Genomic DNA, 24617 nt, shown 5'->3' with positions numbered 1-24617 from the left:
GCGCATGAACTACTCCGTCTTCTCCATGCAGGTGGTGCTGGAGCTCCAGGGCCCGGACGACTCCACGTACCGCGAGCTGCACAAGATCATCCGCTCCTCACCCGAGCGCACCAACTACGCGCGGATGCACGACTTCTACGGCCGCGTCTGCAGCGTGCTGCGCCGGCAGTCCGACCGCTTCGAGATGGGCGTGTGGGACTACTGGGATGACCCGGCCCGCGCGCCCAAGGACTTCCAGGACTGGGTGGACGGGCTGCAGGGCAAGGAGGCCCGGACCGAGCCGGCCCCCGAGGATGGGACTCCGCGCTACCTCGCGTGCACCCTGGCGCTGCTGCTGCAGAACGGCAGCACGAGCGACCACCGGCTGGGCGCGCACTGCGACATCGCCGAGGCGAAGCTCTGGAAGAAGAACACCTTCCATCACCTGCTCAAGGGGCCCGGGCTGCTCAACTTCCTGCACGTGAAGTCCGACGTCGTGTACCTGCTGCCGGGAGACGACCCCGCCTGCGGCCTCACGAAGGAGGATCTGTCGGGCGGGAACTTCCACTACCTGCGCCAGCTCACCTGACGGCGCGCGGGCCTAGAACCAGACCTCCCAGCACGAGCCCGATTCATCCAGCGCCGCGTGCGCCGTGGCCGAGATGCGGTCGCGCGTGCCGGTGAAGGGTTGGATCTGATGCAGCCGGTAGCTGTTGAGCACGAGCAGCTCCCCCACCCGGTAGTCCACATCCGCGCGCGGGGACTGGAGCTCCTGCTCGGAGACGTCGTCGGTCCCCGCGAAGGTGACGTCCCACAGGCGGAGCGCCCCGCCCGACTCCGGCGGCTGGAGCATCAGCACGAGCGTCAGCGCACGCGAGCGGCGGGCACACTGCTCCTCGGAGAGGCCCTCGTTGTCGTAGTGGACGTCTCCCCCGTGGTGGGAGAGCCACTCGCCGGCCGGGAAGATGTGGACGCCGGGGCCGCACCAGCCCTCGCGCTTGACGGCGGGCGCTCCCACCAGCGTCGAGATGGCCTCGCACAGACGGCCCTGCAGGCCCGGCAGCATCCGCTCCACCACCGCGTCCGAGGTGCGGGCGTTGGCGAAGTACTCCTCCTCGCGATCCTGCTCGAGGTGCGTGTACCAGGCGCGGCCCAGGGAGAACTGCACGCCGTCGAAATCGGAGATCCAGAACGGCCGGCCCGCGTACACACGGCGCGCGAGCGCGGCGCACTCGGAGGGCGGCAGGAAACCGGGGATGCGCACGCCCAGGTGCGCATCGAGCACGGAGAGGAAGTCCGAGGTACCCGAGCGCAGGGACTCCCACGAGCACTCGGCTACCGTGGCACGAGGGGGCACGGCCATGGTGGGGGGACGATGCGTGGCTCCCGACGGAGCGTCAAGCGCCCCTCGAAAAAGAGCCACCCCGTCCACCTCCCGACAACATCCGCGCGGAGTGGAAAGGCTATGGTTCCCCTCCGCGAGGCAAGGAGCGCATTCTGGAGAACGAACAGGAGTCGAGGCAGGGCGGTTTCGAGCGCGTGGCCCCCGGAGTGGTGGCGCTGGTGCTGGCGGGCTTCTACGCCCCGCTCTGGTTGGGACAGCAGCTCTACCGGCGCGACACGTGGCGGATGATGGTGCCGTGCCGGGCCTACGTGGGCGAGCGGCTGCGCGCCGGAGAGTTCCCCTCCTGGTTCCCCTATGAATCGCTCGGGAGCCCCTTCCATGCCCAGGCGGTGTGCGGGGTGCTCCACCCGCTGACGTGGCTGTCCGTATTGCTGCGTCCGGAGCTCGTCATCACCGTGCAGAGCCTGTGCGCGGTGGCGCTCGCGGCCTGGGGCACCTGGCGGCTGGCCCGCCTGCTCGGCGCCACGCGCGGGGGCAGCGCGGCGGCGGCGGTGGCCTATGCGCTCGGCGGCTACCTCACCTCGGAGACGGCCAACATCGTCTACCTGTGGGGCGCGGCCGTCCTGCCGGTGCAGCTCTACGCCTTCGGCCGCGTGGCGCTCCGCGGCTGGGACCGCGCCCACCTCCTGCTGGCACTCGGCGCGAGCGCGTCCACGCTGCTCATCGGCGACCTCCAGGGGGCCTACCTCTTCACCCTGGCCGCGGGGTGCTTCGGACTGGCCCTGGCCGAGGGACGCTGGCGGCCCTACCTCGCCGGCTCCGCGGTGTGCGCGGTGCTGCTCGCGGGGGTGTGCGCGGCCCAGCTCCTGCCTTCCTGGAAGCTGCTGCAGTCGAGCGCTCGTGCCGGGGGCGTCAGCTGGGAGGACGCGACGTACTGGTCACTCCACCCGCTCCGATTGCCCGAGCTCCTCCTGCCGGGCCTGTCTCCGCTGGGAGCCCCGGGCCGGGCCCAGGCCCTCTTCGGCTCCGTCCCCGGCTACCTCCTGTGGGCCGAGGCCCTCGGCGGCAGTGCCCTGGTGTCCTGCCTCGCCGTGTTCGGACTGCTGCACCCGGGCGTGTCCCGGCGCGTGCGCGGAGTGCTCGGGGGCCTCGCGCTGGTGGGGCTGCTGCTCGCGCTCGGCAGGTACGGCGGCCTCTACCGGCTCGCTTATGCCGTCCTCCCGTTGCTCGACAGCTTCCGCTGGCCGGAGAAGCTGGTCCCCTTCTTCCTCGTGCCCTGGGCCGTGCTCGCCGCGCTCGGTTGGAGCCGCGCCCTGGAGGGACGCTGGCGCCCCACCGCCTTCGCCGCGGGCGGCCTGGGACTGCTCGCCGTGGGAGCCCTCGGCGCCGCGGGCGCGTTCTCCGCCGAGGCCGGCGGCTACCTGGGGGACCTGGGCCTCTCGCTCGCCTTCGGCGCCGGCGTCCTGGCCCTGTGCGCGCTCCTGACGCGGGTCAACGCGGGACTGCGCGGCCCCGTCCTCTTCGCCCTGGTGCTCCTGGAGACCACCTCCAGCAGCCTGCCCGCCCTGGACGTGCGGCCCCTCGAGGACTCCGCCTCGCCCCCCGTCACCGTCGAGCCGCTGCGGGCCATGGGCGTGGGGCTCGGACAGAAGCGCGTCATGAATCTCGGCCTCGGCACCCTTCAACTCGACGAGAGCGGCTTCGCCACCGAGGCCGAGCGGCGCCGGGTGGATCTCGATCGCGACGCGCTGATCGCCCTGATGGGAGGCCCCTACGGCATCGAGGTGCCCGACCTCTACTTCCAGGGACACCCCCCGCGGCTCCCGGAGATCCTCGATGCGGGGCTCGCCTGGGTGCAGGCGCTCGCGCCCCGCTTGAACGTGGGCGCGGCGCTCACCCTGGAATCCTACGGGCCGGACCTGGTGAAGCTGGGCTTCCAGCCGCGCGGACGGACGAGCACGGGCGTGTTCCTCTTCGAGGTGCCCCAGGTCTGGCCCCGGGCCTGGCTCGGCGCGCCCCGGGCGCTGGAGCCAGGAAGGGCGCCGGTGGAGCAGCTCGCCACCTTGGAGCGGGGCACCGTGCTCGTCCCCGGGTGGGCGGAGCCTCCCGGGCCTCCCGCCACCGGCTCGGCCCGCGTCACCGCGTATGCCCCCGAGGAGGTGCGCGTGGCCGTCCAGGCCGAGGCCCCCGGAGTGCTCGTCCTCAACGACCTGCACAGCCCGGGCTGGAGCGCCACCGTGGGAGGCGAGCCCGCCCCCATCCTCGGCGTCAACCTGGTGGTGCGGGGCGTGCGCGTCCCGGCGGGCACGCACGAGGTGGTGTTCCGCTACGAGGCGCCGGGACTGACCGCCGGCATGACCCTCAGTGCGCTCTCCCTGGTGCTCCTCACCCTCCTGCTGCTGTGGCGGTGGCCCTGGCACCGGATTCGTCCGATGTCTTGAAATCTAAGTTTTCCTGAAAAAAGGGTCTTCCTATGAGGCCCAAGAATATGCATCCTCCTCGCGTCGTCCCCCGTTCCCCCCCCGAGGAGTGTGCATGAAGACCCTGTCCAAGCCGTTGGCCACCCTGGCCGCCGCGCTCGCCCTGGCGGCCTGCGGTCCCCAGGAGCCCACCGCCCCCCAGACGCCGGCCGCGCACGAGGACGTTCGTCCCGAGGCCGAGCGGACCCCGTACCAGCTGGACGCCGCCTTCGCGAAGGCGGGCGCTGATTTCGGCGTTCCGGCCGACCTGCTCAAGGCCATCTCCTACACCGAGACCCGGTGGGAGATGGTGCGGGGCGAGGTGGAGTTCGAGGGCATGCCAGCGGCGTACGGCCTGATGGCCCTGCGCGGCGAGAAGCTCGCCGAGGGCGCGCGCCTGGCGGGAGTGACCGAGGAGGCGGCGCGCACCGACCCCACGGCCAACATCCGGGCCGCCGCGGCGCTGCTGTCCTCGTACGCGGACGCGCTGAAGGTGGACCGTGCGGACGTGGGCGCGTGGGCCCCGGCCGCCGCGAAGCTCAGCGGCATCGAGAACGCCGAGGCGCAGGCCCAGTACGTCCACCAGGGCGTGTATGACATCCTCCGCAAGGGTGCGGTGGCCCAGACGCCCGCGGGCGAGCTGGCCGTGTCGCTGATGCCCACCCAGGCGCAGGCGAAGTTCCCCTCGCCGGACATGGTGCGCTCGATGAGCGCGGACTACGCCCCGGCCATCTTCCGCGCCTCGCCCAACTACAACGCGCGTCCGTCGGGCACGGACATCTCGATGATCGTCATCCACACCTGCGAGGGTGGCTACTCGGGCTGCTGGAGCTGGCTGACCAACTCGTCGGCCGGGGCCAGCGCGCACTACGTGGTGAACGAGAGCGGCTCGGAGATCACCCAGCTGGTGGCCGAGACGAACCGCGCCTGGCACGTGGCGGCCAGCTACGACTGCGGCCTCAACGGCAGCGTGATGTGCGGCCTCAACGGCTCGTCGGTGAACAACTTCTCGGTGGGCATCGAGCACGGCGGCTACGCCAGCCAGTCGTCCTTCCCCACGGGGCAGATCGACGCCTCGGCGAAGCTCTCGTGCGACATCTCGCGCGACCGCACCGTGGTGCGTGACAGCTACCACATCGTGGCGCACGGCCGGCTGCAGCCGTACAACCGCACGGACCCGGGCCCCAACTGGCCGTGGTCCACGTACATCAGCAAGGTGAAGTCCTACTGCGGTGACGGCACCCCGCCCCCGGCGACGGGTCTGATCATCGACAACAACAACGCCGCCAACGACACCAGCAAGGGCTACATCCAGCTGACGGGGACCTGGACGGCCACGACCTCGACGGCGGGCTACTACGGCTCCAACTACCTGTACGCCTCGACGGCGGCGGTCTCCGAGCCGGCGGTCTTCTTCTTCTACCTGCCGTCGGCGGCCACCAAGACGATCGACGCGCGGTGGACGTCGGGCACCAACCGCTCGGCGGCCGCGCCCTACATCATCACCAACGCCAGCGGCACCAACCTGGCCACGGTGTACAAGAACCAGCAGACGGGCGGTGGCGCGTGGAACACGCTCGGCACGTGGAGCTTCCCGGCCGGCTGGAACAAGGTGCAGCTGAGCCGCTGGGCCGCCGACGGCTTCGTGGTCGTCGCGGACGCCATCCAGGTCCGGTAGGTCCGGTGGTGACGTGAGGGAGGTCCCGGGCGCGGCATGAGGCCCCGGGGCCTCCGGCGGGAAACGGGGGGCCCTCCAGGCTCCCCTTCCCGAGCAGGGGCCCAGGCCTTGTCCGCCCGTCTGCTTTCCGCCGGAGATGCGTCTCCGCGTCGAGAGCCCGGGTGGTAGAGTGCCGCCCCTCGCTCCCACGACATCGGGAGCGGCGGGAGAAGACACACCGTGAAGGAACTGGAGGAGATCCTGCGTGCCCGGGCCCGCGCGCGGGGGCCGCTGGTGCTGGCGACCGTGGTGGCCGTGTCCGGCTCGGCGTACCGGCGGCCCGGGGCGCGCATGCTGATGGCCGAGGAGGGCCGGCTCGCCGGAGGCGTGAGCGGCGGGTGCCTCGAGCGGGACGTGGTCCGCAAGGCCTTCTTCTGGACGTCCGGCGGCCCGCACGTGCTGCGCTACGACTCCACCGTGGACAGCACCGAGGACGAGGACGGCCTGACGTTCGCGCTCGGGTGCAACGGCGTGGTGGACATCCTGCTGGAGCGCTGCGAGCCCGGGCCGGTGGATGCGCTCGCCTTCGCGGAGGAGGCGAGGAAGCGGGCCCAGCGCGGGGTGATCGCCACGGTGTACCGGGGGGGCGAGGTGGGCGCGCGGCTGCTGCTGCGCGAGGACGGCGAGGAGGCCAGCAACCTGTCCGGGCCGCTGCGAGACGCGGTGCGGGCCGCGGCCGGCGAGGCGCTCGAGGCGGGGCGTACCTGGAGTGGCCCGTGCGGCGGCGCGGAGGTGCTGGTGGAGGTGGTGGATCCGCCGCCCCCGGTGGTGCTGTTCGGCGGCGGCTTCGACGTGGCGCCGGTGGTGGTGCAGGCCGCGAGCCTCGGCTGGCACGTCACGGTGGTGGCGGACAAGCCCGCGGAGCTGCTGCGGCAGCGTTTTCCCCGGGCCCATGCGGTGGTGGCGACGAAGGCCCGGGACATCCTCGACACGGTGGCCCTCTCGCCGCGCACGCTCGCGGTGGTGATGACGCACAGCCTGCCGCAGGATCGCGAGCTGCTCGCCCGGCTGGTGCCGCAACCGCTGCGGTACCTGGGGGTGCTGGGGCCGCGCTCGCGCACGGACCGGGTGCTGGGGGAGCTGTCCCCCGCCCCGGCTCCCGCGCAGCTGGAGAAGCTGCACGCGCCCATCGGACTGGACGTGGGAGCCGAGGGCGCCGAGGAGGTGGCGCTCTCCATCGTGGCCGAGCTGAGGGCCGTGCTGGCGCGGCGCGAGGGCGGCAAGCTGCGCGAGCGGCAGGCCCCCATCCACGCGGACGCCCCGTCACCGGCGGCGCGGAGGCTCGCGTGAAGGTGGGCGCGGTGGTGCTGGCCGCGGGGGGTTCCTCGCGGCTGGGGCGCCCCAAGCAGCTGCTGGTGCACGAGGGACGGACGCTGGTGCGCCGTGCGGCCGAGGCCGCCGTGGCCGCGGGCTGCGAGCCGGTGGTGGTGGTGGTGGGAGCGCATGGCGAGGCGGTGGCCGCGGAGCTCGCGGACGTGCCGGTGCGGACGGTGGACAACCCGGAGTGGCAGGTGGGGATGGGCCGCTCCCTGAGCGTGGGCGTGAGGGCCCTGCCCGAGGTGGAGGCGGTGCTGGTGCTGCTGTGCGATCAGCTCCGGGTCGACTCCGCGCACTTGAGGGGGTTGGTGGACACCTTCGCGCGGACACGCTCGCCCATCGTGGCCTCGGGTTACGACGGGGCACGGGGTGTGCCCGCGCTGTTCTCCCGCGCGCTGCGTCCCGAGCTGGAGGCACTCGAGGCGGACCAGGGGGCGCGCAAGGTCATCGTCCGGGAGCCCTCGCGCGTGGTGGAGGTGCCCCTGCCGGGAGGGAGTGAGGACGTGGACACGGCCGCGGACCTCTCCCGGCTCTCCACCTGACGTTCAGCCCGGCTCCATCGCGCGGACCACGTCCGCCAGGCAGTGGGGACAGGCGGTACGTCCCTCCGCCATGGGCCGGCCGCACCCCTCACATCGCACCCTGCGCGGCAGGCGGCAGGCCGCGTCGCCCGGGGCGCACTTCGGAGCACCGGGAGGCCCGGCCTCGCGCTCCAGGTGCCGCCGCACCGCCTCGTCCTCCAGGTGCAGCCAGCCGGACAGCTTGCGGCGGTTGCTGGAGAGCAGCTCGAAGGCATTGCGCGCGAGCGGCATCAACGCGGGCCGGGACAGGCGCTGCGCCCAGGCCCGGTAGTCCTCCAGCGCCCACAGCACCATCAACCATGCGTGGGTGTCGCGGTAGACGCCTCCCTCGTCGTCCACCACCACCAGCTCCTCCTTGGAGGCCGAGCGGCGCAGCTCGGGAAAGCGACTCGCCGCCGCCTCGCCTCCCGCCGGGAGGCACTCGAGCTCCACCAGTGTGTGCTGCGCTTCCAGCCATCGGGCACAGCTCACGCAGAAGCCACATGTCTCGTCATACAGCACGCTGAGGGCACGCATGACGGGCCTCACACGCCCTCGGACACGGGGGTCTGCTGCGGCACGGCCACCCGGGTGAACTCGCGCGGCAGCACGGGCGGCGGCTGGTGACGCACCTGGCTCGAGCGGCGGATGCGGTTGAAGACATACAGGTTGAAGAAGTGCATGGCGCCGAGCACCACCATCACCCAGCCCACCTTGGTGCAGACCAGCTCGATGATCTCCTGCACGGTCCAGATGGTGCGGTGCTCCTTGAGCGACAGGGACACGTAGCCGATGTTCATCAGGTAGAAGCCCACCACCAGCAGGTGGTTCACCGAGTCCGCCAGACGCTCCTTGCCCAGGAAGGCGTCGTGAAGGAAGTGTGCACCGTTGCGTTGCAGTGTCTTCGCCACCCACACCGTGAGCCCGATGCTCACTCCGAGGTAGAGGAGGTAGGCCACCACCATGAAGTGGCTGGACTCGGGTACGGGGGTCGCCAGCGAGGTCGGCTCCATGACACGTCTCCCTCGGGGAGCGCGGCCGTCCGGGGCTCCAGTGCCCCTGTGGGTTGGCGCCGCCCTCCCCTTCCATCAGGGAGTACCGGAAGGAATTTTCGCGGTTGCGGGGCGGCTTTTTATTCACGTGCTCGCGGCGAGGAAGTGTGCGATCCACGCGGGATTCACTACAGGGCCCCCCTCATGAGAACGACATCTGTCACCCAGCGAGCCACCGCGTTGAGTCTCGCCCTCCTCCTCGTGGCCTGCGGCACGACACGTGCGTCAGCCACCGGGCCCACAGGCCCCGAGGACCTGGCCAGATACGTCCTTCTCATCACGCAACAACCGGACGGACAGGTCACCCACAGCTGGCGGCCGGTCGCTGGGTTCGAGCTGAACGCGTACCAAAGCCAGGTCCACGCCAACGGGTTCTACGGACGGGTCGTTACCGCCTCGTTCACGGCCGAGGAGTGCCGGCACGAGTACGACGTCTGCGTCCCAGAGTGTCTCGCCAGCACGCGGATACGTCAGGTCAGCAAGTATGTATACGACTCCCGTATTCATGGCCCATGGCGCACTGGCAAATACTCATACTGTGAAGGGGCCTGTATGAAGCAACTGGCGAACTGCCTGCACGACGTGGAGCCCGAGCCCGTGAAATTCGAAGCCATCGAGCCCGCGATCGAATGGGTCAAGGAGAACCGCACCACCCTCCTCGTAGGGGCTGTCGTGGTCATCGCGGGTGTTGCTTTCGTCGCCGTCTTCGTGGGCTCTGGGGGTGGTGGGCTCGCGCTGTTGCCCCTCATGGCCATGGCTTCGTCAAGCCCGATGCCCACGTTCCGAATGCTGGCGGTGAAGCCGTGACGATCTTCGAGCTGCTTTCGAATGCCGGGATGTTGGTCGCCAACCGCTGGCGAGCGACACGGACGCGTGAGGAGGAATCACTGTATCGCTTGATCCAAGAGGCGAACTTCTACATCTGGCGCACGGGTCAGGTGTATCGCTTCGAGGATTACCTCGGGCGCGCCGCCGCGGATCGTCCCCCTGCCGAGGCCTCCGATTGGAGCGGTGAGTACAGCGAGCGACTCACCCAGGCACGGGAGATCCTCTCACGGATTCGCGATTCCCAGCAGTCCCCCAGCGACCAGCATCTCGTTCAAATCGCCATCGACGAACTCGAGTTCATTCGTTCAACCGGCCAGCAGGACGACTTCTACGACTATCTCGAGACGTTCTACGGGAATCCGCCGCCCGTCATCGCCCGCTTCGACACACGGCAAGAGGCAGAGGCGTGGCTGAACAATCTCGCCGAGCCGCCGAGCAGTGCCCACGTCCTCGTGGGGGACGACTATCTCGAACTCTTCTACTTTCGTGACAGGGCCGTGCGTGGATTCGAGCGCCAGTACACCCTGGAACGATTCATCGAGGCCGTCACGTCGCGAGGGTTTCCGCCTCCAGCAGCGGTATTCGCCACCCGCGCGGAAGCGGAGGCGTGGTGGGCGAACCAACCGGCGCCGCCCATCTGGGTATTCGTCCAGATCGCGGGTGAGCACTACATCGCCATTCATCACCGGAGAATCGCTCACAGCACACTTCATCCCATCTCCATCCTGAAGGGTTGGGAGCAGGAGAAGAAGAGAATCGAGGAGAGGGAGAAGGAGCAGCAGGCTGAAGGGAGTACCTCCGATAGGGATGAATGAGGCGCAACGCTCTCCACATGTGAACAGGTCACTCCAGTCCGTGCAGTCGATGCGCTGCTGGGCAACTCACTTGCCCACGGCCCGGAGTTGAGCGATCCACTCCCGGATTTCCGCGTGACGCCGTTGGGCATCAACTCCCTCCCGGAACATCAGGAAGTCGAAGCGGCCTTCCACCAGCATGTTCATCAGCGTCCGGTCGGTGGCGATGATCTCCGGCACTTCATTGGGGAAAAGGGGCCTCGCATCGGGACAGTCCCTGAATTCGGGCGTCTCGTAGATGAGCTCCAAGTAGCGGGCGTAGGCATCGAAGAAACGGTCCACATTGGAGGCGATAGGAACCGCGTAGATGTCCTCGTAGGAGTCGATCTCGACGACGGGTTGGAGGCCCTGCGCATCCGCCAAGCTCGGAATCGTGGCATAGGTATAGGCCAGCGCCTCCTGGCCTCCGAAAACGAGGAGGGACCGGAACGGCTCGGGCCATTGCCGCTGAACGCGCTCGTTGGCCATGAGGATGCCATTCACCTGCTCATCGCATGCGTTGACATAGAGGCCGGAATCGAGCAGGAGCCCACCCAGCCGTGAATAGAAGGCGGCCAGCATCGGGTCGAAAGACCGACCCAACAGGAAAGAACCCGCGATCGGCGCTCCTCCCCAGGGCTTTCGAGTCTTGGCTTGGACGGGGTACTTCTCGCAGGCCGCCAGCAGCCGCTCCAATCCGGGCATGGGAACGTCCGTCATATGCGTCACTCCTCTTCACCTCGCAACACATCCGTCCGCGTCCAAATCACGTGCTCACGGCCCGGAGTTGAGCGATCCACTCCCGGATTTCCTCGTGGGTCCTCTCGGCACCGACTCCCTGCCGAAACATCAGGAAGTCGAAGCGTCCTTCTACCAGCATGCGCATCAACGTCCGGTCCGTGGCAATGAGCTCCGGCACGTCCCAGGGAAAAACGGGCCAGGCTCCCCGCTCCTCCCGGATTTCTGGGTCCATGTAGACGAGTTCCAGATAACGAGCGTAGGTGTCGAAGAAGCGGTCCACATTGGAGGCAATGGGAAGGGCGTAGAAATCCTCGTAGGGGTCGACCTTGACGACTGGTTGCAAGCCTTGCGCATCCGCCAGACTCGGAACCGTGGCATAGCGATAGGCCGACGCCTCCCGGCATCCAAAGATGACAAGGGAGCGAAATGGCTCGGGCCAATAGGGCTGGACCTCCTCATTCGCCATGAGGATGCCGTTCACCTGCTCGTCACAGGGTTCCACGAAAAGATCGAAGTCAAGATGAAGCCCGCCCAATCGTGAATAGAAGGCGGCCAGCATCGGGTCAAGCGGCAGACCCAAGAGGAGAGTACCCGCGTCCGACGCTCCTCCCCAAGGCTTTCTAGTATTGACTTGGACGGAATACTTCTCACAGGTCGCTAGCAGCCGGTCGAGTCCAGGCAATGAAGTATCGTTCGTCATGCGTATCTTTCCTGTTACTTCGGAACCAGGGCTCGGACGTCATCCAGTGCCGCCGTCATGGCCCGTTGGAACAGAGCGTCTGACTGGCTCGGCTCGTAGACTTTGTTGAACCAGCTCTCGAAGTGTCGCCGGGTGATGGCTGTCATCTGTCGAACCTGCTCGGGACTGGCCCTGTCGCCAACCTCCATGCGGAAGAGATTCCACAGCTTGTTGATGCCCTCATGAACGGGCTTGCCCAAGGCCTTGAGGTTGGCGGCGGCATTGATGTCCAACTCGGGGAAGAGGTGGGCATACTCCAGGGGAATGAGGTGGTGGATGTCATATCGTTCTCCCCGGGAGCCTTTCAGCACTGCGGCCAGTTCGGGATGGAAGATGCCATAGAAGTCCTGTTGAGCCTTGGCACGAAGTGCATCTTTTGGCTTGTCCTTCAATTTGACGGTGAGCGACTGCTCCATGCGCCGCAGGAGTTCGGTGAGCTCTTTGCGTTCGGCGGTGGAGAGGGAGTCGAAGCCCTCCGTTTCCACCCTTACGAAGAGCCGCCGCAACAGCTCCTGGTCCTTGCGCCCCGCCCGGACGAGTTGCGTGCGCAACCAGCGCATCCCCGCGGTGCCGCCCCGAGTCACCACTCGCATCACCGTGGGCGCCAACGCCTCGAAGGCGACGTGCAGGCCCTTGCCCACCAGTCCTCCGATGGCGCAGAGGGCCACCTGCTCCAGGGTGAAGGCGCCCGCCAGCTTCACCGAGTCCACCATCTCCTCGCGGTAGCGGTGGAAGATCTCCGCGTGCAGCCGGCGGTACTCGCGCAGCACGTCCTCCACCGCCTCGTCCGGAGGCGCCGGCCGCAACGTCTCCGCCCGCTCCACCCACCAGTGCGAGGTGGCGCTCGCCCCCTCATGCGTCCCGGACAGCTCCACCCGCACCGTGCGGGGGCCCAGTCCCCGCGTGAAGGGCAATACCGCCAGGGTGAGGGACTGCGCCGTCCACCCATCCGCGGGGCGCACCCCGCCACCTGACCCGGCCTGGTAGGGCCCCGATTTCCAGCCCGTCAGCCGGTCATCCTCCAGGGTGAGCTCCACCGTCATCCGCGCCGAAGCGCCCGCGGGCACCTGGAGCAGGCGCACCACCTGCTTCGTCATGGCCTGCACCGCCAGGAGCGGCCCGGCGGTGGTCTCCATGCGCCGCGCCGGATGTTTCCTCGCCTCCGGGGGCTCCTCCCGGGAGGCCGCCGCGGAGTCCACCCGCCAGCGGCTCCGCTCCCGGTGCAATGTGAAAACCAGCGCTCCCGTGCGCGTCTCGGCGAGCACGGCGAGCAACCCTCGCAGCTCCCGCGTGAAGGACTCCGCCTTCGCTGGCTGGCCCTTCTCCCCTCCCGCTGCGCTCCGGTGCTGGGACAGCAGCGTGAAGGCCCCGCGCTCCACCCAGAAGGTGAACTCCAGCACCGTGCCCACCTGCTCCACTCCACTGGCGACTTCCCACATCCGCGCCAGTGCCCACTCCACCTCCGCTCGCCGTGCCTCGGCATCCTCGCTTCTGTCTTCGGGGGAAGAGCTGCTCCACTGGGTGGAGACAAACGTGGCCTCACCCGGAGACGACGCGCGCTCCGGCAGGGAGAAGCCACTCCGCCCCGTGTGCGACACGGTGGAGCATCCCTGCGCCAGCAACACCGCGAGCCCCACCGCCACGGCCCGCCCGCACGTCCTGCGTGTCATCAAGGAGTCCCTCTCCGCGGAGTCCACCGGAGCACTCGCACAGCCTCGCTCCTCAAGGCTGCCAGCGCCACAGGTACATGCCGAACTCGAGCACCGGTGGGGTCAGCATCAGCACCAGCCCCGCCCACAGCATCGGCTCGCGGGAGAGCGGGCGCTGGCGCCGCCAGGCCTCCAGGATGGAGACGCACAGCAGGTACAGCGCCGACAACTCCAGCAGCCCTCCCACCAGCGGCATGAAGGGCGGCATGGAGATTCCCGCGCCCCACTCCAGCACGCCCCGCAGGGCGAACAGCCCTGAACAGGCCGACGCCACTCCCAGGAAGCTCCGGCCCTCGCGCAGCGGCACCTCCGGCGCGGGCGCGTCCAGGCCCTCGTGGCGCCAATGTCTGCGCAGCAGCCCATACGCCGCCAGCGCCACCGCGAGCCCCGCCACCGCTCCCAGAATCGGGCCCGTCTCGAAGCGCGCCCGCGTCACCCACCGGCCATCCGCCAGCCGGGCCGCGGGCTGCATGGTGAGTGGATCCAACTCGTGCGGCGCCACCACCCGCGGCGTCACCGACACCACCAGTGCCCAGAGCACCAGCGCGCTCGCCACCGCCTGCAGAACCGCCACCGCGCGCAGCCAGATGGCCTCGTCCGGAGGCAGCGCCGCCTCCTCCGCTCCATCCGCGAGCCGCCTCAAATCCAAGCCCAACGCCCGCGCGCTCGCGTAGCGCCGCGAGGGCTCGAGCGCCACCGCCCGCCGTACCACCGCACCCAGCGCCCCCGTCAGCGCCGGCGCCCCCGCCACCGGTGGCCGGCCCGTCACCAGCTCGTTCAGCAGCACGCCCACCGCGTACACGTCCATGCGCGGATCCGGCGGCGCTCCGGCGAGCGCCTCGGGTGCCATGTACTCGGGCGTGCCCACCACGGCGTGCGCGGCGGTGAGCGTGTCGCGCGGGCCCTCCTGCCGCACGATGCGGGCAATCCCGAAGTCCGTCACCTTCACCGGGCCGTCGTCCGCCACCAGCACGTTGGCCGGCTTGATGTCCCGGTGCACCACGCCGCGCTCGTGCGCGTAGGCCAGCGCGTCGCACACCTGGAGCACCACCCGCACCGCCTCCGCCGGAGCCATGGGCAGCAGCTCCGCCAGCGACCGGCCCTCCACCAGCTCCATCACCAGGAAGCGCTCACCCTCCTCGTCGCCGAAGTCGTGCACCCGGACGATGTTCGGATGGTCCAACAGCGCCAGCGCTCGCGCCTCCCGGGCGAAGCGGGCCTGTGCCTCGGCGCTGGAGGCCCCCTCCCCCGCCAGGAACTTCACCGCCACCGGCCGATCCAACCGCACGTGCCGCGCCCGGAAGACCCGGCCCATCCCTCCCCGGCCGATCTCCTCCTCCAGCTCCAACGAGCCGATCCGCCCCGGATCCTCCACGTCCTCGTCCAGCAGGCAGCCCGGACACACCGCCAGGCGCCCGCCCACCCCGGGCGTGCCGCAGCGTGGACACCGGACACTCCTCGCCTCGGCGCTCATCGCTTCAACACCCGGAGCAGCTCGGCGAGCTCGGCCTGCGCCTCCTCGGGCCCTCCCACCGTGTCCGCCACCTCCTCGCGCACCAGCTCGCGGTAGCGCACCCGCGCCCGGTGCAGGAACGTCTTGAGCTGTGGCAGCGACATGCCGTGCGCCTCCGCCGCCTCCCGGTAGCTCGGCGGCTCGCCGGGACGGAAGAACTGGAGCACCAGCGCGAAGGGGCCCTTGCGCGCCCCACTCTCGAACTCCTCCTTCAGCCTCGCCAGCGCCCGCTCCATGACACTCGCCGCCCACTCCCGCTCGAAGGCCTCGTCCGGGCCCCGCGCGTCCTCCGAGGCGATGCGCTCGGCCAGCTCGAAGTCCAGTGGCATGGGTGCCACGCCCCCTCCGCGCCTCGCGGCGCTCTCCCGCTCATGCCGGTGCACGAGGTGGTTGCGCGCCGCCGTCAGCAGGTAGCCCCGCAGCCGGCCCTTCTCGGGGTTCAGCCGCTCCAGGAAGTCATGCTCCAACAGCCGCACGAGCAGATCCTGCACGGCGTCGCGCGCGGGCTCGGCGTCCAGCCCCTGGCGGCGCATGAAGACGTAGAGCGGGCGCCAATAGGTGCGCAGCAGCGACTCGAGCGCCGCGCGGCGGGCCTCCGGCGAGGCCCGTGCCGACCGGATGAGGGTCCAGCGCGTGGGTGGGAAGGTGCCCGGCCCTTCCTCTCGCGGATCTGCGCTCATGAGTCCGTTCTAGCGCACTTCCGGGATGACCTTCTCGGGGGGGCGCTGACCGGGAGTGCACATCCGCGCCGGGCACTGCTCTCTGCCGGACACGCCTTCTCCGCCGCCTGGAGCAGCGCCTCCGTTTCACTGGAGGAAAAGTCCTCACCGCGTTGTCCGGGACAACCCCACTCTCTACTTTCCCGCCCCCGAAGCAGCACTCCCAGTCACACCCGCACGAGGACGAACCATGACGCCTGCCTCCCAGATGCCGATGCCGATGCAGTCCGGAATGAACCCCATGATGGGCATGAACCAGATGCCGATGATGGGCATGAACCCGATGATGAACGGCATGATGCCCATGCCGATGATGGGCGGGATGAACCCGATGATGGGCGGCATGATGCCCATGCCCATGCCCATGCCCATGCCGATGATGGGCGGGATGAACCCCATGATGATGGGCATGAACCCGATGATGGGCGGGATGATGGGCATGAATCCGATGATGGGCGGCATGCCGATGATGATGCCCATGATGATGCGCATGCCGATGATGGCCCGGATGACCTGTGAGATGGGCAAGGACGGCATGATGTGCCGGATGATGCCCATGGAGGCCGGCCAGATGGAGATGATGAAGGAGTGCTGTGACGCGATGAACTCCATGATGGCCATGGGGATGCCGATGATGATGATGTGCAACGGCATGCCCATGATGATGTGCACCGCGAAGTAGCACCCGGGCCCTCGAGGGCCTGAAGCACGAGAGCCGGCGCGCGCCCCACGGGCCCGCCGGCTCTTCGTGTTTCCACCCGGCTCAGCGGGCGGTGAACGCGGCGAGGTCGTGGATGCCCACCGCCGTCTCCAGCTGAGCCACCTCCGCCACGGCGCTCTCGAAGCCGCCAGCGCCCAGAATCTGGTGCTCCTGCTCCTCGAAGCGCTCGCCCAGCTCGTGGAACTCCGCCTCGGCGAAGAGCGCATGGAACGCGGGGAAGAGCTCGGTGTCCTCGCGCGCGGCATGCGGCTGGTACATGCGCACGAACGCCTGGAGCGAGGAGGCCAGGGCCTGCCTCCGCCCCGCGTCCTGGAGCGCGACGGGGGTGGCGGATTTCAGGATGCCGTCGGTGAGCTTGCGCCCCGCGGCGTGTTGCTCCCGGAGCACCCGGATGAGCTCGCCCTGCTTCCCGGCCTTCTCCAGGCGGGGGAAGACCTGCTCCTCCTCCAGACGCTCATGGTAGTTCTCGGCGAAGCGGCGGATGAGGTTCGCGGCGGAAGCGAGGACGTCCGCGCGCGGCGGGCTCCCGGTGCCGAGCTGACTCGCGCAGGCCTCGTAGACGAGCAGCGTGCGGCGGATGACCCCATGCTCGCGCATGAGGTCCTCGGTGGCATTGACCTCGGCGGGCTCGGACTTCTCCTTCTTCTCCTTGCCCCGGGAGGGAGGGGCGGCACCGGCGGTTTCACCCCATACGAGCCCCGCTCCCATGAGCGAGGTCATCGAGAGGAACAGGCGGCGGCTGGCGTCTCGGGACATGTGGACCTCCGGAAGAGGGCCCAGCTTGTCGTCCCCGTCACGCGCCGCCATCGTCCCCCGAGGCCAGTGCCCACCACCGGACGCACACGGCGGCGAAAATAGCCGCCGTGACGTGGCGTGTTGCTCGAATGAGGAGAAAGCGAGGGAGACATGGCTGGGGACTTGTCCATCCAGGAGAGGTTGCTCGTCAAAGGAGCACCTGGGACACCGAGGAAGGCCATCGACGGGCAGGAGACCGGGCGGGTGCTGCACCGCTATGGCGACCGCGTCCGGATTGTCGAGCCGCTGCCGGGAGCGCGTGAAGAAGAAGAGGGGCCGCTCGACCCGGGGACACGCGCGCGGCTCTCCCCTGTCGAAGCGCTGGGCCTCGCGGCCTTCCAGCTGAGGAGCTCTCCCGCGTACGCCCAGGCCAAGAGCCAGCGGCCGCGCCAGGGCCAACCCTGGAATTTCCCCCCGGGAGGCTGCGCGAGGACACCCCAGGCCGATCAGGTGAGGGCCCTGCGAGCCCTGGCCGGGCCGACCAGTGCCTACCTGGAGGGGAGCGTCGCCGTGGGGGTCGTCATCGTCGGGGGGCCCGGCGGACTGCAGTTCAGCGCGGCCGAGCAGGCGAAGGTCGTCGCGGAGGTGCAGAACGGGCTCTCCTACTACGCCGGCACCTACCCGGCGGCCGGGCTCTCCTTCACGTATGACATCCAGCTCGTCCAATTGAACGTGGCGCCCGATCCGAACGCGCCCGACCTCGAGGGGCTGTGGCGCAATCCCGCCATGGTCTCGCTCGGCTACCCGGGCTCGGGGGAGGGTGTCACCCAGTACATCGAGCATCTGCGCCAGCAATTCCAGACGCGGTGGACCTACTGCGCCTTCTTCACCAAATACCCCGTGTCCTGGTTCGCGTATGCGTTCGTCGGGGGGCCGTATCTGGTGATGCATTACGACAACGACGGCTGGGGGCCCGACAACATCGACCGGGTCTTCGCGCACGAGTCCGGCCACATCTTCATGTGCCCCGACGAGTACGCGAGCAGTGGCTGCAGCTGCGGAGGGAGCCATGGCCGCTGGGGCAAACCGAACTCCAACTGCGAGAATTGCGCTCCCGGGGGCGGCGTCCCCTGCATCATGAAGGGCAATGACTGGAGCATGTGTACGGTGACGCCGGCCCACCTCGGCTGGATGGCCGCGCGCCTGGTGGCCAGCCATAGCCGGAAGACGCTCGATGTGGCGAATGCGTCCACCCAGAATGGCGCACACCTCATCCAGTACCGCTACCACGGCGGAGAGAATCAGCTGTTCCGGCCGGATCCGCTCCCCGGGGGCTACTTCCGCTTCGTCTGCCAGCACAGCGGCAAGGTGCTCGACGTGGAGGGGGCCTCCCTGGCCAACTCGGCGCCGCTCATCCAGTACGACTGGCACGGAGGAGACAACCAACAGTTCCGCATCGAGCCGCTGAAGGATGGGAACGTGCGCATCATCGCCAAACACAGCGGCAAGGTGCTCGACGTGGCGTATGGCTCCACCAGCGACTCCGCGCTCGTCATCCAGTATGACTGGCATGGCAGCTCCAACCAGCGGTGGCTGATGACGGCCCCCATCGTGGCGAAGCACAGCGGCAAGGTGCTCGACGTGGAGGGCGCCTCCTCCAGCAGCGGAGCGCACATCGTCCAGTTCGCCTACCACGGGAGGGCCGATGAGCTCTTCCGGCCCGAGCCGCTCGGCGATGGCTGCTACCGCTTCGTCTCCCAGCTCAGTGGCAAGGTGCTCGACGTGGAGGGAGCCTCCATGGCCAACTCGGCGCCGCTCATCCAGTACGACTGGCACGGAGGGAACAACCAGCGGTTCCGCATCGAGCCGCTGGGGGATGGGAACGTGCGCATCGTCGCCAGGCACAGCGGCAAGGTGCTCGACGTGGCGTATGGCTCCTCCAACGACTCCGCCCCCGTCATCCAGTACGACTGGCACGGCGGAAACAACCAGCGGTGGCTCGTCCCCCACTGGTGAAAACCCGGGCCGGGTGCCGCCAGCCGGCGCCGGCCCTTCTCCGCTGCCCACGGGTGGTGTGGCCTGCCATGACGGATGCCCTGCTCATCATCGATGCCGAGGTCTCCCGCGCCAGCGACGTGCTGTCGCGGGTGGCCGCCTCCCTTCAGGTGACACAACGCCTGCCCCCTCGCCTCGCCATCGTCCGGGGTACGCCCGGACAGCTCGAGGCGCTGCGCGAGCAACCGGGCGTGGCCGCGCTCTGCGAGGGTCCCGTCCCCCCCGAGGTGCTGGAACAACTGGGCCCCACGGAGCAGCTGTTCGCGAAGGCGTGGGAGACGGGGCGTCAGCCCAAGTCACGCCCAGGAGAGGGGCTCCCGTGGGATGCCCCGGGCTTCCAGCCGCCGGACGGGCCAGGCAAACACTGACCCGTGCCTGGAAAGGCAAGAAGGGCTTGTCATACGCCCAGGGTCCATACCGCTCGACCTCCGCGCGCGTCACCGTCTTCATCAGGGCGCCGTCGATGTACCCCGCCCCGAGGTGAACGGGTAGCCGTTGTTCCACTCCCGCCGCGCGATCAGCTTCAGCACGGACGCGCGGCTGGCGTACAGCGGCGCGTTGGCCCCCCCGGTTCAAGTCCGCGGACACGTACAGGCCGGATTCGCTGGCGCGCAGCGCGATGAGGCCGCCACCGGCATCGATGACCCTGGTACTGCTCCCACCAAGGCGAACTCCAGCGGACCCGTCAGGTCTCGCCTGGCGTACATTGGAGGGGGGAAAGAAAACATCATGGGCCTGGCGAAGAAAGGCACCCGGTTGATGACGGTCGAGGGCGCGCGGTTCCGCTGGGTCGTTGCACCTGGCGACGAGCCCGGCCTGGGTATCGTGGTGGAGGCCGCGGATTCACCCGGGCAGCGCATGGTGACCTGGGTCGATCATGGCACGACCATCTCCCCCTGGCTGGTGCGTGAGGCGATTCTTCACGCCCTCGCCCAGGGCTGGAGTCCACGGGCGCGCGGGCCCGAGCGCGTGTTCCGGTTGGAGACCCCCAGTCTCCGGAAAGCCCTCAGCGACAGGCTGGACGCACGACTGTCCCGGTTCTGCGACGCATTCCAGGAGCGCGTGGGCGGCATGGAAGACGTTCGCCACTTCGCGAGTCACGGGGAACGTGCGATTGCGTTTGAAACACTTTGCAGCCGCATCATGGATGCGGACGACCCGCCGACGCTGAGCCTTTCAGAGTTCGAGCAGCTCGCCGCACTTGGAGAGGGATTGGGATGCCGCTCCGATTGGGTAAGTCTCGTCGAGCGCCTGACGCCCACGGACCGGAAGCGCATCCCTTCCCGGCTTCGGACCCTGGCCATGAATCATCTCACGCACGAGCTCGCGAGCACGCCCAGCCACCGAAAGCGGTTGGAGCAGCTTCTCGCGATGCTGGAGCCGTAGCGAGCGCAGCCGCCGGAACTAGCCCACCGTCTCCGCGTACGTCATCACCAGGTACATCACCGCTTCCGTGTTGCCCGGGTTGCGGTAGACGTGCGCCACGTCCGCCTCGAAGAGAATGGCGTCTCCCGTGGCCAGCACGTGGTGCTCGTCGCCCCGGTCGATCTCCACCGTCCCCGCCGTCACCACCAGATTCTCCATCGTCCCCGGCGGGTGCGCGTCCGCCCGCTCCTCCGCGTGCGCCGCCAGCCGCAGCTCGTAGAACTCCACGCGCCTCGGCTCGTCGAACGGGAAGAGCGCTCGCGAGCTGAAGCTCCCATCATGCGACGCCAGCCGCTTGGACTGCGCGGTGCGCATCAACCGCGTGCCGCTCTGCGCCGTGGTGCTGATCAGCGCCGAGAACGGGATGCCCAGCGCCCGGGCGATCTTCCAGATGACGTTGATGGTGGGCGCGCTCTGGCCCAGCTCGATCTGCCCCAGCATGGCCCGGCTCACCCCGGACGCCTTGGCCAGCCGCTCCAGGGACAGGCCCCGCTGCGTGCGCAGGCGGCGCAGGTTGCGGCCCACGATGGGCGCCAGGTCCGTCGACGCATCCGCGTGCGCCACCTCGTAGGCCCACTCCTCCTCGGAGCCCGGGGCCTCGGGCGCGGGAGCCTCCGCCTTCCTGGCCCCCTGCTCCTTCTTCTTGCCCCGGCCCTTGGCGGCGGGGACCGTCTCTTCTGTTTCCTCCCCGGTGGGAGGGGTGTTTTCGCGGACCGATTTCACGTAGGCCAGACCATGACCCACACCCACACCGGCGTCCAGAGGCTCATGGGGGCGGGCGACCGAGTCGACGAAGGCCTGGACTCACGCCGCTTCCGGAACTCATCGAGGTTGATCACTTCGGCAGCCGAGCTCATGACAGAGGGTCTCTCCGATAGCGGAACCATGTCCGCCGTAGCGGACGAACGCAATATCCGTTTTAACGGACGTCCTGTCAATGGCACGGCCCCGGTGGGAGGGCAGCCAGGCGGCCAAACCCCCCGGAGCGCCTCCCCGCCCCCGCATCAGGGGCCGCCGTGGGCCTCCAGCCACGCCGTCACCTGGGCGGCCTCGGGAGCCTTGTGCGCCTGGAGGAGCACCTCCCGCGCCCCGGTGGCCAGCTCCCGTGCCTTCTCCCGCCCCGTGCCCGCGTCCCACAGGGCCCGGGCCAGGAGGAAGCGGAGGTCCGCCGCATCCTCCGGGGCGATGCGCGGGGAGCCCACCAACGCCAGCGCCCGCTCCAGCGGAGCCACCGCCTCGGCCGGTGCGTTCAACGCCACCTGGCTCCTGCCCACGCCCACCAGCGGCTCGAAGAGGTCCGGGTGCCCCGGCGGGCTGTCCTTCTCCCGGATGGACACGGCCCGCTGGTAATGCGCGAGGGCCTGCCGGTGCTGCCCACCCTCCAGGTGCCAGGCGCCCAGTCCCTCCAGCGCGGAAGCCGTCTCGACGGCGTCCTTGCCCATCTCCTTCTCCGCCAGGGCGAGGGCACGCTGGAGGAGCGGCAGGGCCTCGGCACGGCGGCCTCGGGCCCGCAGGGCCTTGGCGAGCTCGACCCGGGAGAAGATGACATCCGGGGGATAGGGCGTCTCGAGGGACTCCGCCACCCGCAGCGCCTGCTGGAAACGCTCCAGGGCCTCCTGCTTCCTGCCCAGGCCTTCCAGGGCCGTCCCCACCTGTCTCAGGCTGGCCGGAAGCTCCGTGTGCTTGGGCCCGAAGGCCTTCGTCCGGATGGCCAGGCCCCGCTCGGAGATGGCGAGGCACTCGGTGTACTGGCGCAGGTTGCAGTAGCTGACGGCCATGGAGCCCGAGGTGGCCCCCACCTCCGGGTGCTCCGGCCCCAGCCCCGCCTCGCGCGCCGTCAGGGCTCCCCGCAAATAGCGCAGGGCCGCCGCGTCGTCCGCGAGGTGCTGCGACAGGCGCCCCAGGTTGTGCAGCGCGTTGCCCGTCTCCGGATGCGTGGGGCCCAGGGCCTTCTCGTAGATGGCCTGCGCCTGGACGAGCTGCTGGCGCGCCTCCTCGTACCGGTTCAGCTTGGTGAGCGCGGCGCCCAGGTTGTTGAAGCCCGCCGCCACCTCGGGGTGATCGGCCGGGTAGACCTTCTGGCGCAGCGCCACCACCCGGCGGAAGTGCTCCAGTGACTCGTCCATCCTGTCCTCGCGCAGGAGGATGGCCCCGAGCGCGTTGGTGACGAAGGCCTCGATGCGGTCATCCCCGCCCATGCGCTCCAGCACCGCGCGGGTGTGCTCGGCCCACTCGCGGCCCTGCTCGAACTCGGCCTGCAGCATCCCCGAGCGCACCAGCCGGGCCGAGGCCGAGGCGATGACCTCGTCGTGGCGGCCGGCCTCCGCGGCCCACACCGCCTGGCGCAGCGTGGCCTCGGAGGCGGGGAAGTCCCCGGCCTTCTCCTCCAGGGCCCCGCGCAGCTCGAGCACCTCGGCCTCCAGCGGGCGGTAGCGCGGGGCCACCGCCTCCCCGGCGAGCGTCCGGACGCGCTCCAGGGCGGGCTTGAACTGGCCGCTGTCGAAGAGGGCCCGCGCCTCGGCGAGCCGCAGCCGCAGCTGCTCCACCTTCTCGCGCGTGGCCGGCTCCTCCGGCGGGCGGACGGTGGCGCGCAGGGCCTCGACGTTGGCGCACCCATCCAGCGTGGGCAGCGAGTGGGCGGCCTTGGCGGCCTGGTCCACCAGGGCGGCGTCCGCGTGGGAGTAGACGTCCGTGAGGGCCCGGAGCGCGTGCAGCCGCCGCTCCAGACAGGCCATGCGCAGCGAGAGCACCTCGTCGGACTGCTCGCCACGGACGCGGGTGGCCTCGCAGGCCTCGGCGTGCATGGACACCCAGCCCCGGGCATAGGTGTCCAGCACCTGGGCCGTGCGCGACCAGGACTCGTCCGCGTTGGACTTGCCGGTGGCGTGGAAGGCCTTGCCGAGCGACTCCCTGCGCGCGGTGTCCCACAGCCCTTCCAGGTGGCGGGCACCGCCCCGGCAGGGCTGCTCCGCCTGGGCCCGGTACTGGAGGGGCAACCCCACGCCGAGCGACAGCAGCAGCAGGCTGGTGGCGGCCACCAGCCAGTAGCGCTGGGGCATCGGCAGCGTCTGGCCGAGCGCCTCGAGCAGCGCCTCCATGGAGGGGAAGCGCTGCTCGGGCTTGGGGTCCAACCCGCGCAGCACGAGGCGCCGCAGGCTGGCGGGCACGCGGGAGTCCCGAGGGGGCTCGGGGGTGCGCCACGTGGAGGGCGGGCCCGGCGTCCGGCCATGGGGCCGCTCGCCATAGAGGGCCTCGTAGAGGGCCACGCAGTAGCTGAACTGGTCCGAGCGCGCGTCGAGGACACCGCCGCTGTAGAGCTCCGGCGCCATGTAGGCCGGCGTGCCGATGACGAGGCCCACGCGGGTGAGGGGCGTGTCCAGTGGCGAGCTGCTCCGCTCGGGCAGGGGGAGCGCGGCGGGCGCGGGCAGCGGCTCGTCGGCGGCCGAGGCGGGCCGGGCCAGACCGAAGTCCAGCACGCGCACGCGGCCGTCCCCGCCCATCAGCACGTTGTCCGGCTTGAAGTCGCGGTGCACCAGCCCCGCGGCGTGCGCGGCCGCGAGCCCCCGTCCGGCGGCGGTGAACACCTCCACCACCTCGCGCCAGGAGCGGGGCGCCTGCTTGAGCCAGTCGCGCAGCGTGGGCCCCTCCACCAGCTCCATGGCGAGGAAGACACGCCCGCTCCACGTCCCCACGTCGAAGAGGGAGATGACGTTCGGGTGGGCCAGCCGCGCCAGAGCCTGGGCCTCGCGCATCAGCCGGGCCTGGCCGCCGCTCTTCTCCACCTGATCCGAGCCCGGGTGGAGCAGCTTGAGGGCGAGCTTGCGATCCAGCTCGGGGTCATACGCGGCGTACACGACGCCCATACCCCCAGCGCCGAGCTTCTCGAGCACCATGTAGCGGCCCACCATGGCGCCGCGGGGGAGCACCTCCTCGGGAGGAGGCTGGGCCAGCGGGGCCGGCGGGGCCACCACGTGGGTGGGCACCTCCTCCGGCGAGGCGAGGGTGCCACTGCGCACCAGCAGGCGGCTGCACGCGGGACACCGCTCCGCGTGCGAGAGCAACCGCGCCACCTCGGCTTCCGGGAAACGTCCCGACAAGGCCTCGCGTACGGCGCCTTCCTCGGGGCAGATGCTGTCGTCGATCGGGCTGTCCGCCATTCGCTCTTTCCCC

Annotated in this window: 22 protein-coding genes; 10 read left to right on the top strand and 12 right to left on the bottom strand. The window is 69.8% G+C overall.

Annotated elements, in window-relative coordinates:
* The first annotated feature begins 4 nt into the window (after positions 1 to 4).
* A complete protein-coding gene (locus AC16DP_RS00205) occupies positions 5 to 568 on the top strand; it encodes a hypothetical protein (RefSeq protein WP_329727582.1) in 564 nt (187 codons plus the stop codon).
* Positions 569 to 580: 12 nt separating this feature from the next.
* Here the strand turns inward: AC16DP_RS00205 and AC16DP_RS00200 are convergent, their stop codons facing one another.
* Positions 581 to 1342 carry a 2OG-Fe(II) oxygenase gene (locus AC16DP_RS00200; protein WP_329727581.1) on the bottom strand — a complete coding sequence of 254 codons (762 nt, stop codon included), beginning with the start codon at positions 1340 to 1342 and terminating at the stop codon, positions 581 to 583.
* 176 nt (positions 1343 to 1518) lie between these two features.
* Here AC16DP_RS00200 and AC16DP_RS00195 point away from each other — a divergent pair, with 176 nt between their 5' ends.
* From AC16DP_RS00195 to AC16DP_RS00180, 4 genes are all read left to right on the top strand, one after another.
* On the top strand, positions 1519 to 3765 hold the full coding sequence (locus AC16DP_RS00195) for a YfhO family protein (RefSeq protein ID WP_329727580.1): 2247 nt from the start codon (positions 1519 to 1521) through the stop codon (positions 3763 to 3765).
* 94 nt (positions 3766 to 3859) lie between these two features.
* Positions 3860 to 5461 carry a golvesin C-terminal-like domain-containing protein gene (locus AC16DP_RS00190; RefSeq protein ID WP_329727579.1) on the top strand — a complete coding sequence of 534 codons (1602 nt, stop codon included), beginning with the start codon at positions 3860 to 3862 and terminating at the stop codon, positions 5459 to 5461.
* A 219-nt stretch (positions 5462 to 5680) separates the two neighbouring features.
* The gene (locus tag AC16DP_RS00185) at positions 5681 to 6790 is read left to right on the top strand and encodes an XdhC family protein (RefSeq protein WP_329727578.1); all 1110 of its coding nucleotides are present in this window, start codon (positions 5681 to 5683) and stop codon (positions 6788 to 6790) included.
* Positions 6787 to 7359: a nucleotidyltransferase family protein gene (locus tag AC16DP_RS00180; protein ID WP_329727577.1), complete on the top strand. Its 573-nt coding sequence runs from the start codon at positions 6787 to 6789 to the stop codon at positions 7357 to 7359. Before AC16DP_RS00185 ends, AC16DP_RS00180 begins: the two co-directional genes overlap by 4 nt.
* A 3-nt stretch (positions 7360 to 7362) precedes the next feature.
* Here the strand turns inward: AC16DP_RS00180 and AC16DP_RS00175 are convergent, their stop codons facing one another.
* The gene (locus AC16DP_RS00175) at positions 7363 to 7914 is read right to left on the bottom strand and encodes a thiol-disulfide oxidoreductase DCC family protein (RefSeq protein ID WP_329727576.1); all 552 of its coding nucleotides are present in this window, start codon (positions 7912 to 7914) and stop codon (positions 7363 to 7365) included.
* Between the two features lie 8 nt (positions 7915 to 7922).
* Positions 7923 to 8390, bottom strand: coding sequence for a hypothetical protein (locus AC16DP_RS00170; protein ID WP_329727575.1), 468 nt, complete (start codon positions 8388 to 8390; stop codon positions 7923 to 7925).
* A gap of 591 nt (positions 8391 to 8981) precedes the next feature.
* Here AC16DP_RS00170 and AC16DP_RS00165 point away from each other — a divergent pair.
* Both AC16DP_RS00165 and AC16DP_RS00160 read left to right on the top strand, forming a co-directional pair.
* On the top strand, positions 8982 to 9236 hold the full coding sequence (locus AC16DP_RS00165; protein ID WP_329727574.1) for a hypothetical protein: 255 nt from the start codon (positions 8982 to 8984) through the stop codon (positions 9234 to 9236).
* On the top strand, positions 9233 to 10072 hold the full coding sequence (locus tag AC16DP_RS00160) for a hypothetical protein (protein ID WP_329727573.1): 840 nt from the start codon (positions 9233 to 9235) through the stop codon (positions 10070 to 10072). Before AC16DP_RS00165 ends, AC16DP_RS00160 begins: the two co-directional genes overlap by 4 nt.
* Before the next feature lie 66 nt (positions 10073 to 10138).
* On the opposite strand, the gene AC16DP_RS00155 is transcribed toward AC16DP_RS00160, so the two are convergent.
* The 7 genes from AC16DP_RS00155 to AC16DP_RS00125 all read right to left on the bottom strand — a co-directional run bounded on the left by AC16DP_RS00155 (position 10139) and on the right by AC16DP_RS00125 (position 16988).
* The gene (locus tag AC16DP_RS00155; protein WP_483956596.1) at positions 10139 to 10795 is read right to left on the bottom strand and encodes a hypothetical protein; all 657 of its coding nucleotides are present in this window, start codon (positions 10793 to 10795) and stop codon (positions 10139 to 10141) included.
* A 61-nt stretch (positions 10796 to 10856) separates the two neighbouring features.
* Positions 10857 to 11531 carry a hypothetical protein gene (locus AC16DP_RS00150; RefSeq protein WP_329727571.1) on the bottom strand — a complete coding sequence of 225 codons (675 nt, stop codon included), beginning with the start codon at positions 11529 to 11531 and terminating at the stop codon, positions 10857 to 10859.
* Between the two features lie 14 nt (positions 11532 to 11545).
* Positions 11546 to 13240 carry a hypothetical protein gene (locus tag AC16DP_RS00145; protein ID WP_329727570.1) on the bottom strand — a complete coding sequence of 565 codons (1695 nt, stop codon included), beginning with the start codon at positions 13238 to 13240 and terminating at the stop codon, positions 11546 to 11548.
* A gap of 52 nt (positions 13241 to 13292) precedes the next feature.
* A complete protein-coding gene (locus AC16DP_RS00140) occupies positions 13293 to 14753 on the bottom strand; it encodes a serine/threonine-protein kinase (RefSeq protein ID WP_329727569.1) in 1461 nt (486 codons plus the stop codon).
* Entirely contained in the window at positions 14750 to 15472 is a 723-nt protein-coding gene (locus AC16DP_RS00135; RefSeq protein WP_329727568.1) for an RNA polymerase sigma factor, read from the bottom strand. Before AC16DP_RS00135 ends, AC16DP_RS00140 begins: the two co-directional genes overlap by 4 nt.
* 174 nt (positions 15473 to 15646) lie before the next feature.
* Complete coding sequence (locus AC16DP_RS00130) at positions 15647 to 16171, bottom strand: hypothetical protein (protein ID WP_329727567.1); 525 nt, start codon at positions 16169 to 16171, stop codon at positions 15647 to 15649.
* 103 nt (positions 16172 to 16274) lie between these two features.
* Positions 16275 to 16988 (bottom strand): hemerythrin domain-containing protein, encoded by a 714-nt coding sequence (locus AC16DP_RS00125; RefSeq protein WP_329727566.1) that lies wholly within the window; start codon positions 16986 to 16988, stop codon positions 16275 to 16277.
* Between the two features lie 150 nt (positions 16989 to 17138).
* Between AC16DP_RS00125 and AC16DP_RS00120 the strand changes: the two genes are divergently transcribed.
* The 3 genes from AC16DP_RS00120 (at position 17139) to AC16DP_RS00110 (ending at position 20408) form a co-directional block, all read left to right on the top strand.
* Positions 17139 to 18983: an RICIN domain-containing protein gene (locus tag AC16DP_RS00120; protein WP_329727565.1), complete on the top strand. Its 1845-nt coding sequence runs from the start codon at positions 17139 to 17141 to the stop codon at positions 18981 to 18983.
* 68 nt (positions 18984 to 19051) lie between these two features.
* Complete coding sequence (locus AC16DP_RS00115) at positions 19052 to 19390, top strand: hypothetical protein (RefSeq protein ID WP_329727564.1); 339 nt, start codon at positions 19052 to 19054, stop codon at positions 19388 to 19390.
* Between the two features lie 361 nt (positions 19391 to 19751).
* Entirely contained in the window at positions 19752 to 20408 is a 657-nt protein-coding gene (locus tag AC16DP_RS00110) for a hypothetical protein (RefSeq protein WP_329727563.1), read from the top strand.
* Positions 20409 to 20426: 18 nt separating this feature from the next.
* Here the strand turns inward: AC16DP_RS00110 and AC16DP_RS00105 are convergent, their stop codons facing one another.
* Together AC16DP_RS00105 and AC16DP_RS00100 are read right to left on the bottom strand one after the other, a co-directional pair.
* Positions 20427 to 21170: a helix-turn-helix domain-containing protein gene (locus tag AC16DP_RS00105; RefSeq protein ID WP_329727562.1), complete on the bottom strand. Its 744-nt coding sequence runs from the start codon at positions 21168 to 21170 to the stop codon at positions 20427 to 20429.
* 281 nt (positions 21171 to 21451) lie between these two features.
* Complete coding sequence (locus AC16DP_RS00100) at positions 21452 to 24604, bottom strand: serine/threonine-protein kinase (protein WP_329727561.1); 3153 nt, start codon at positions 24602 to 24604, stop codon at positions 21452 to 21454.
* Between the last annotated feature and the right edge of the window lie 13 nt (positions 24605 to 24617).

Source organism: Archangium sp. (assembly GCF_057119385.1).
The sequence above is the reverse complement of the archived record's forward strand: the minus strand, read 5'-3'. Positions and strand labels throughout refer to the sequence as shown.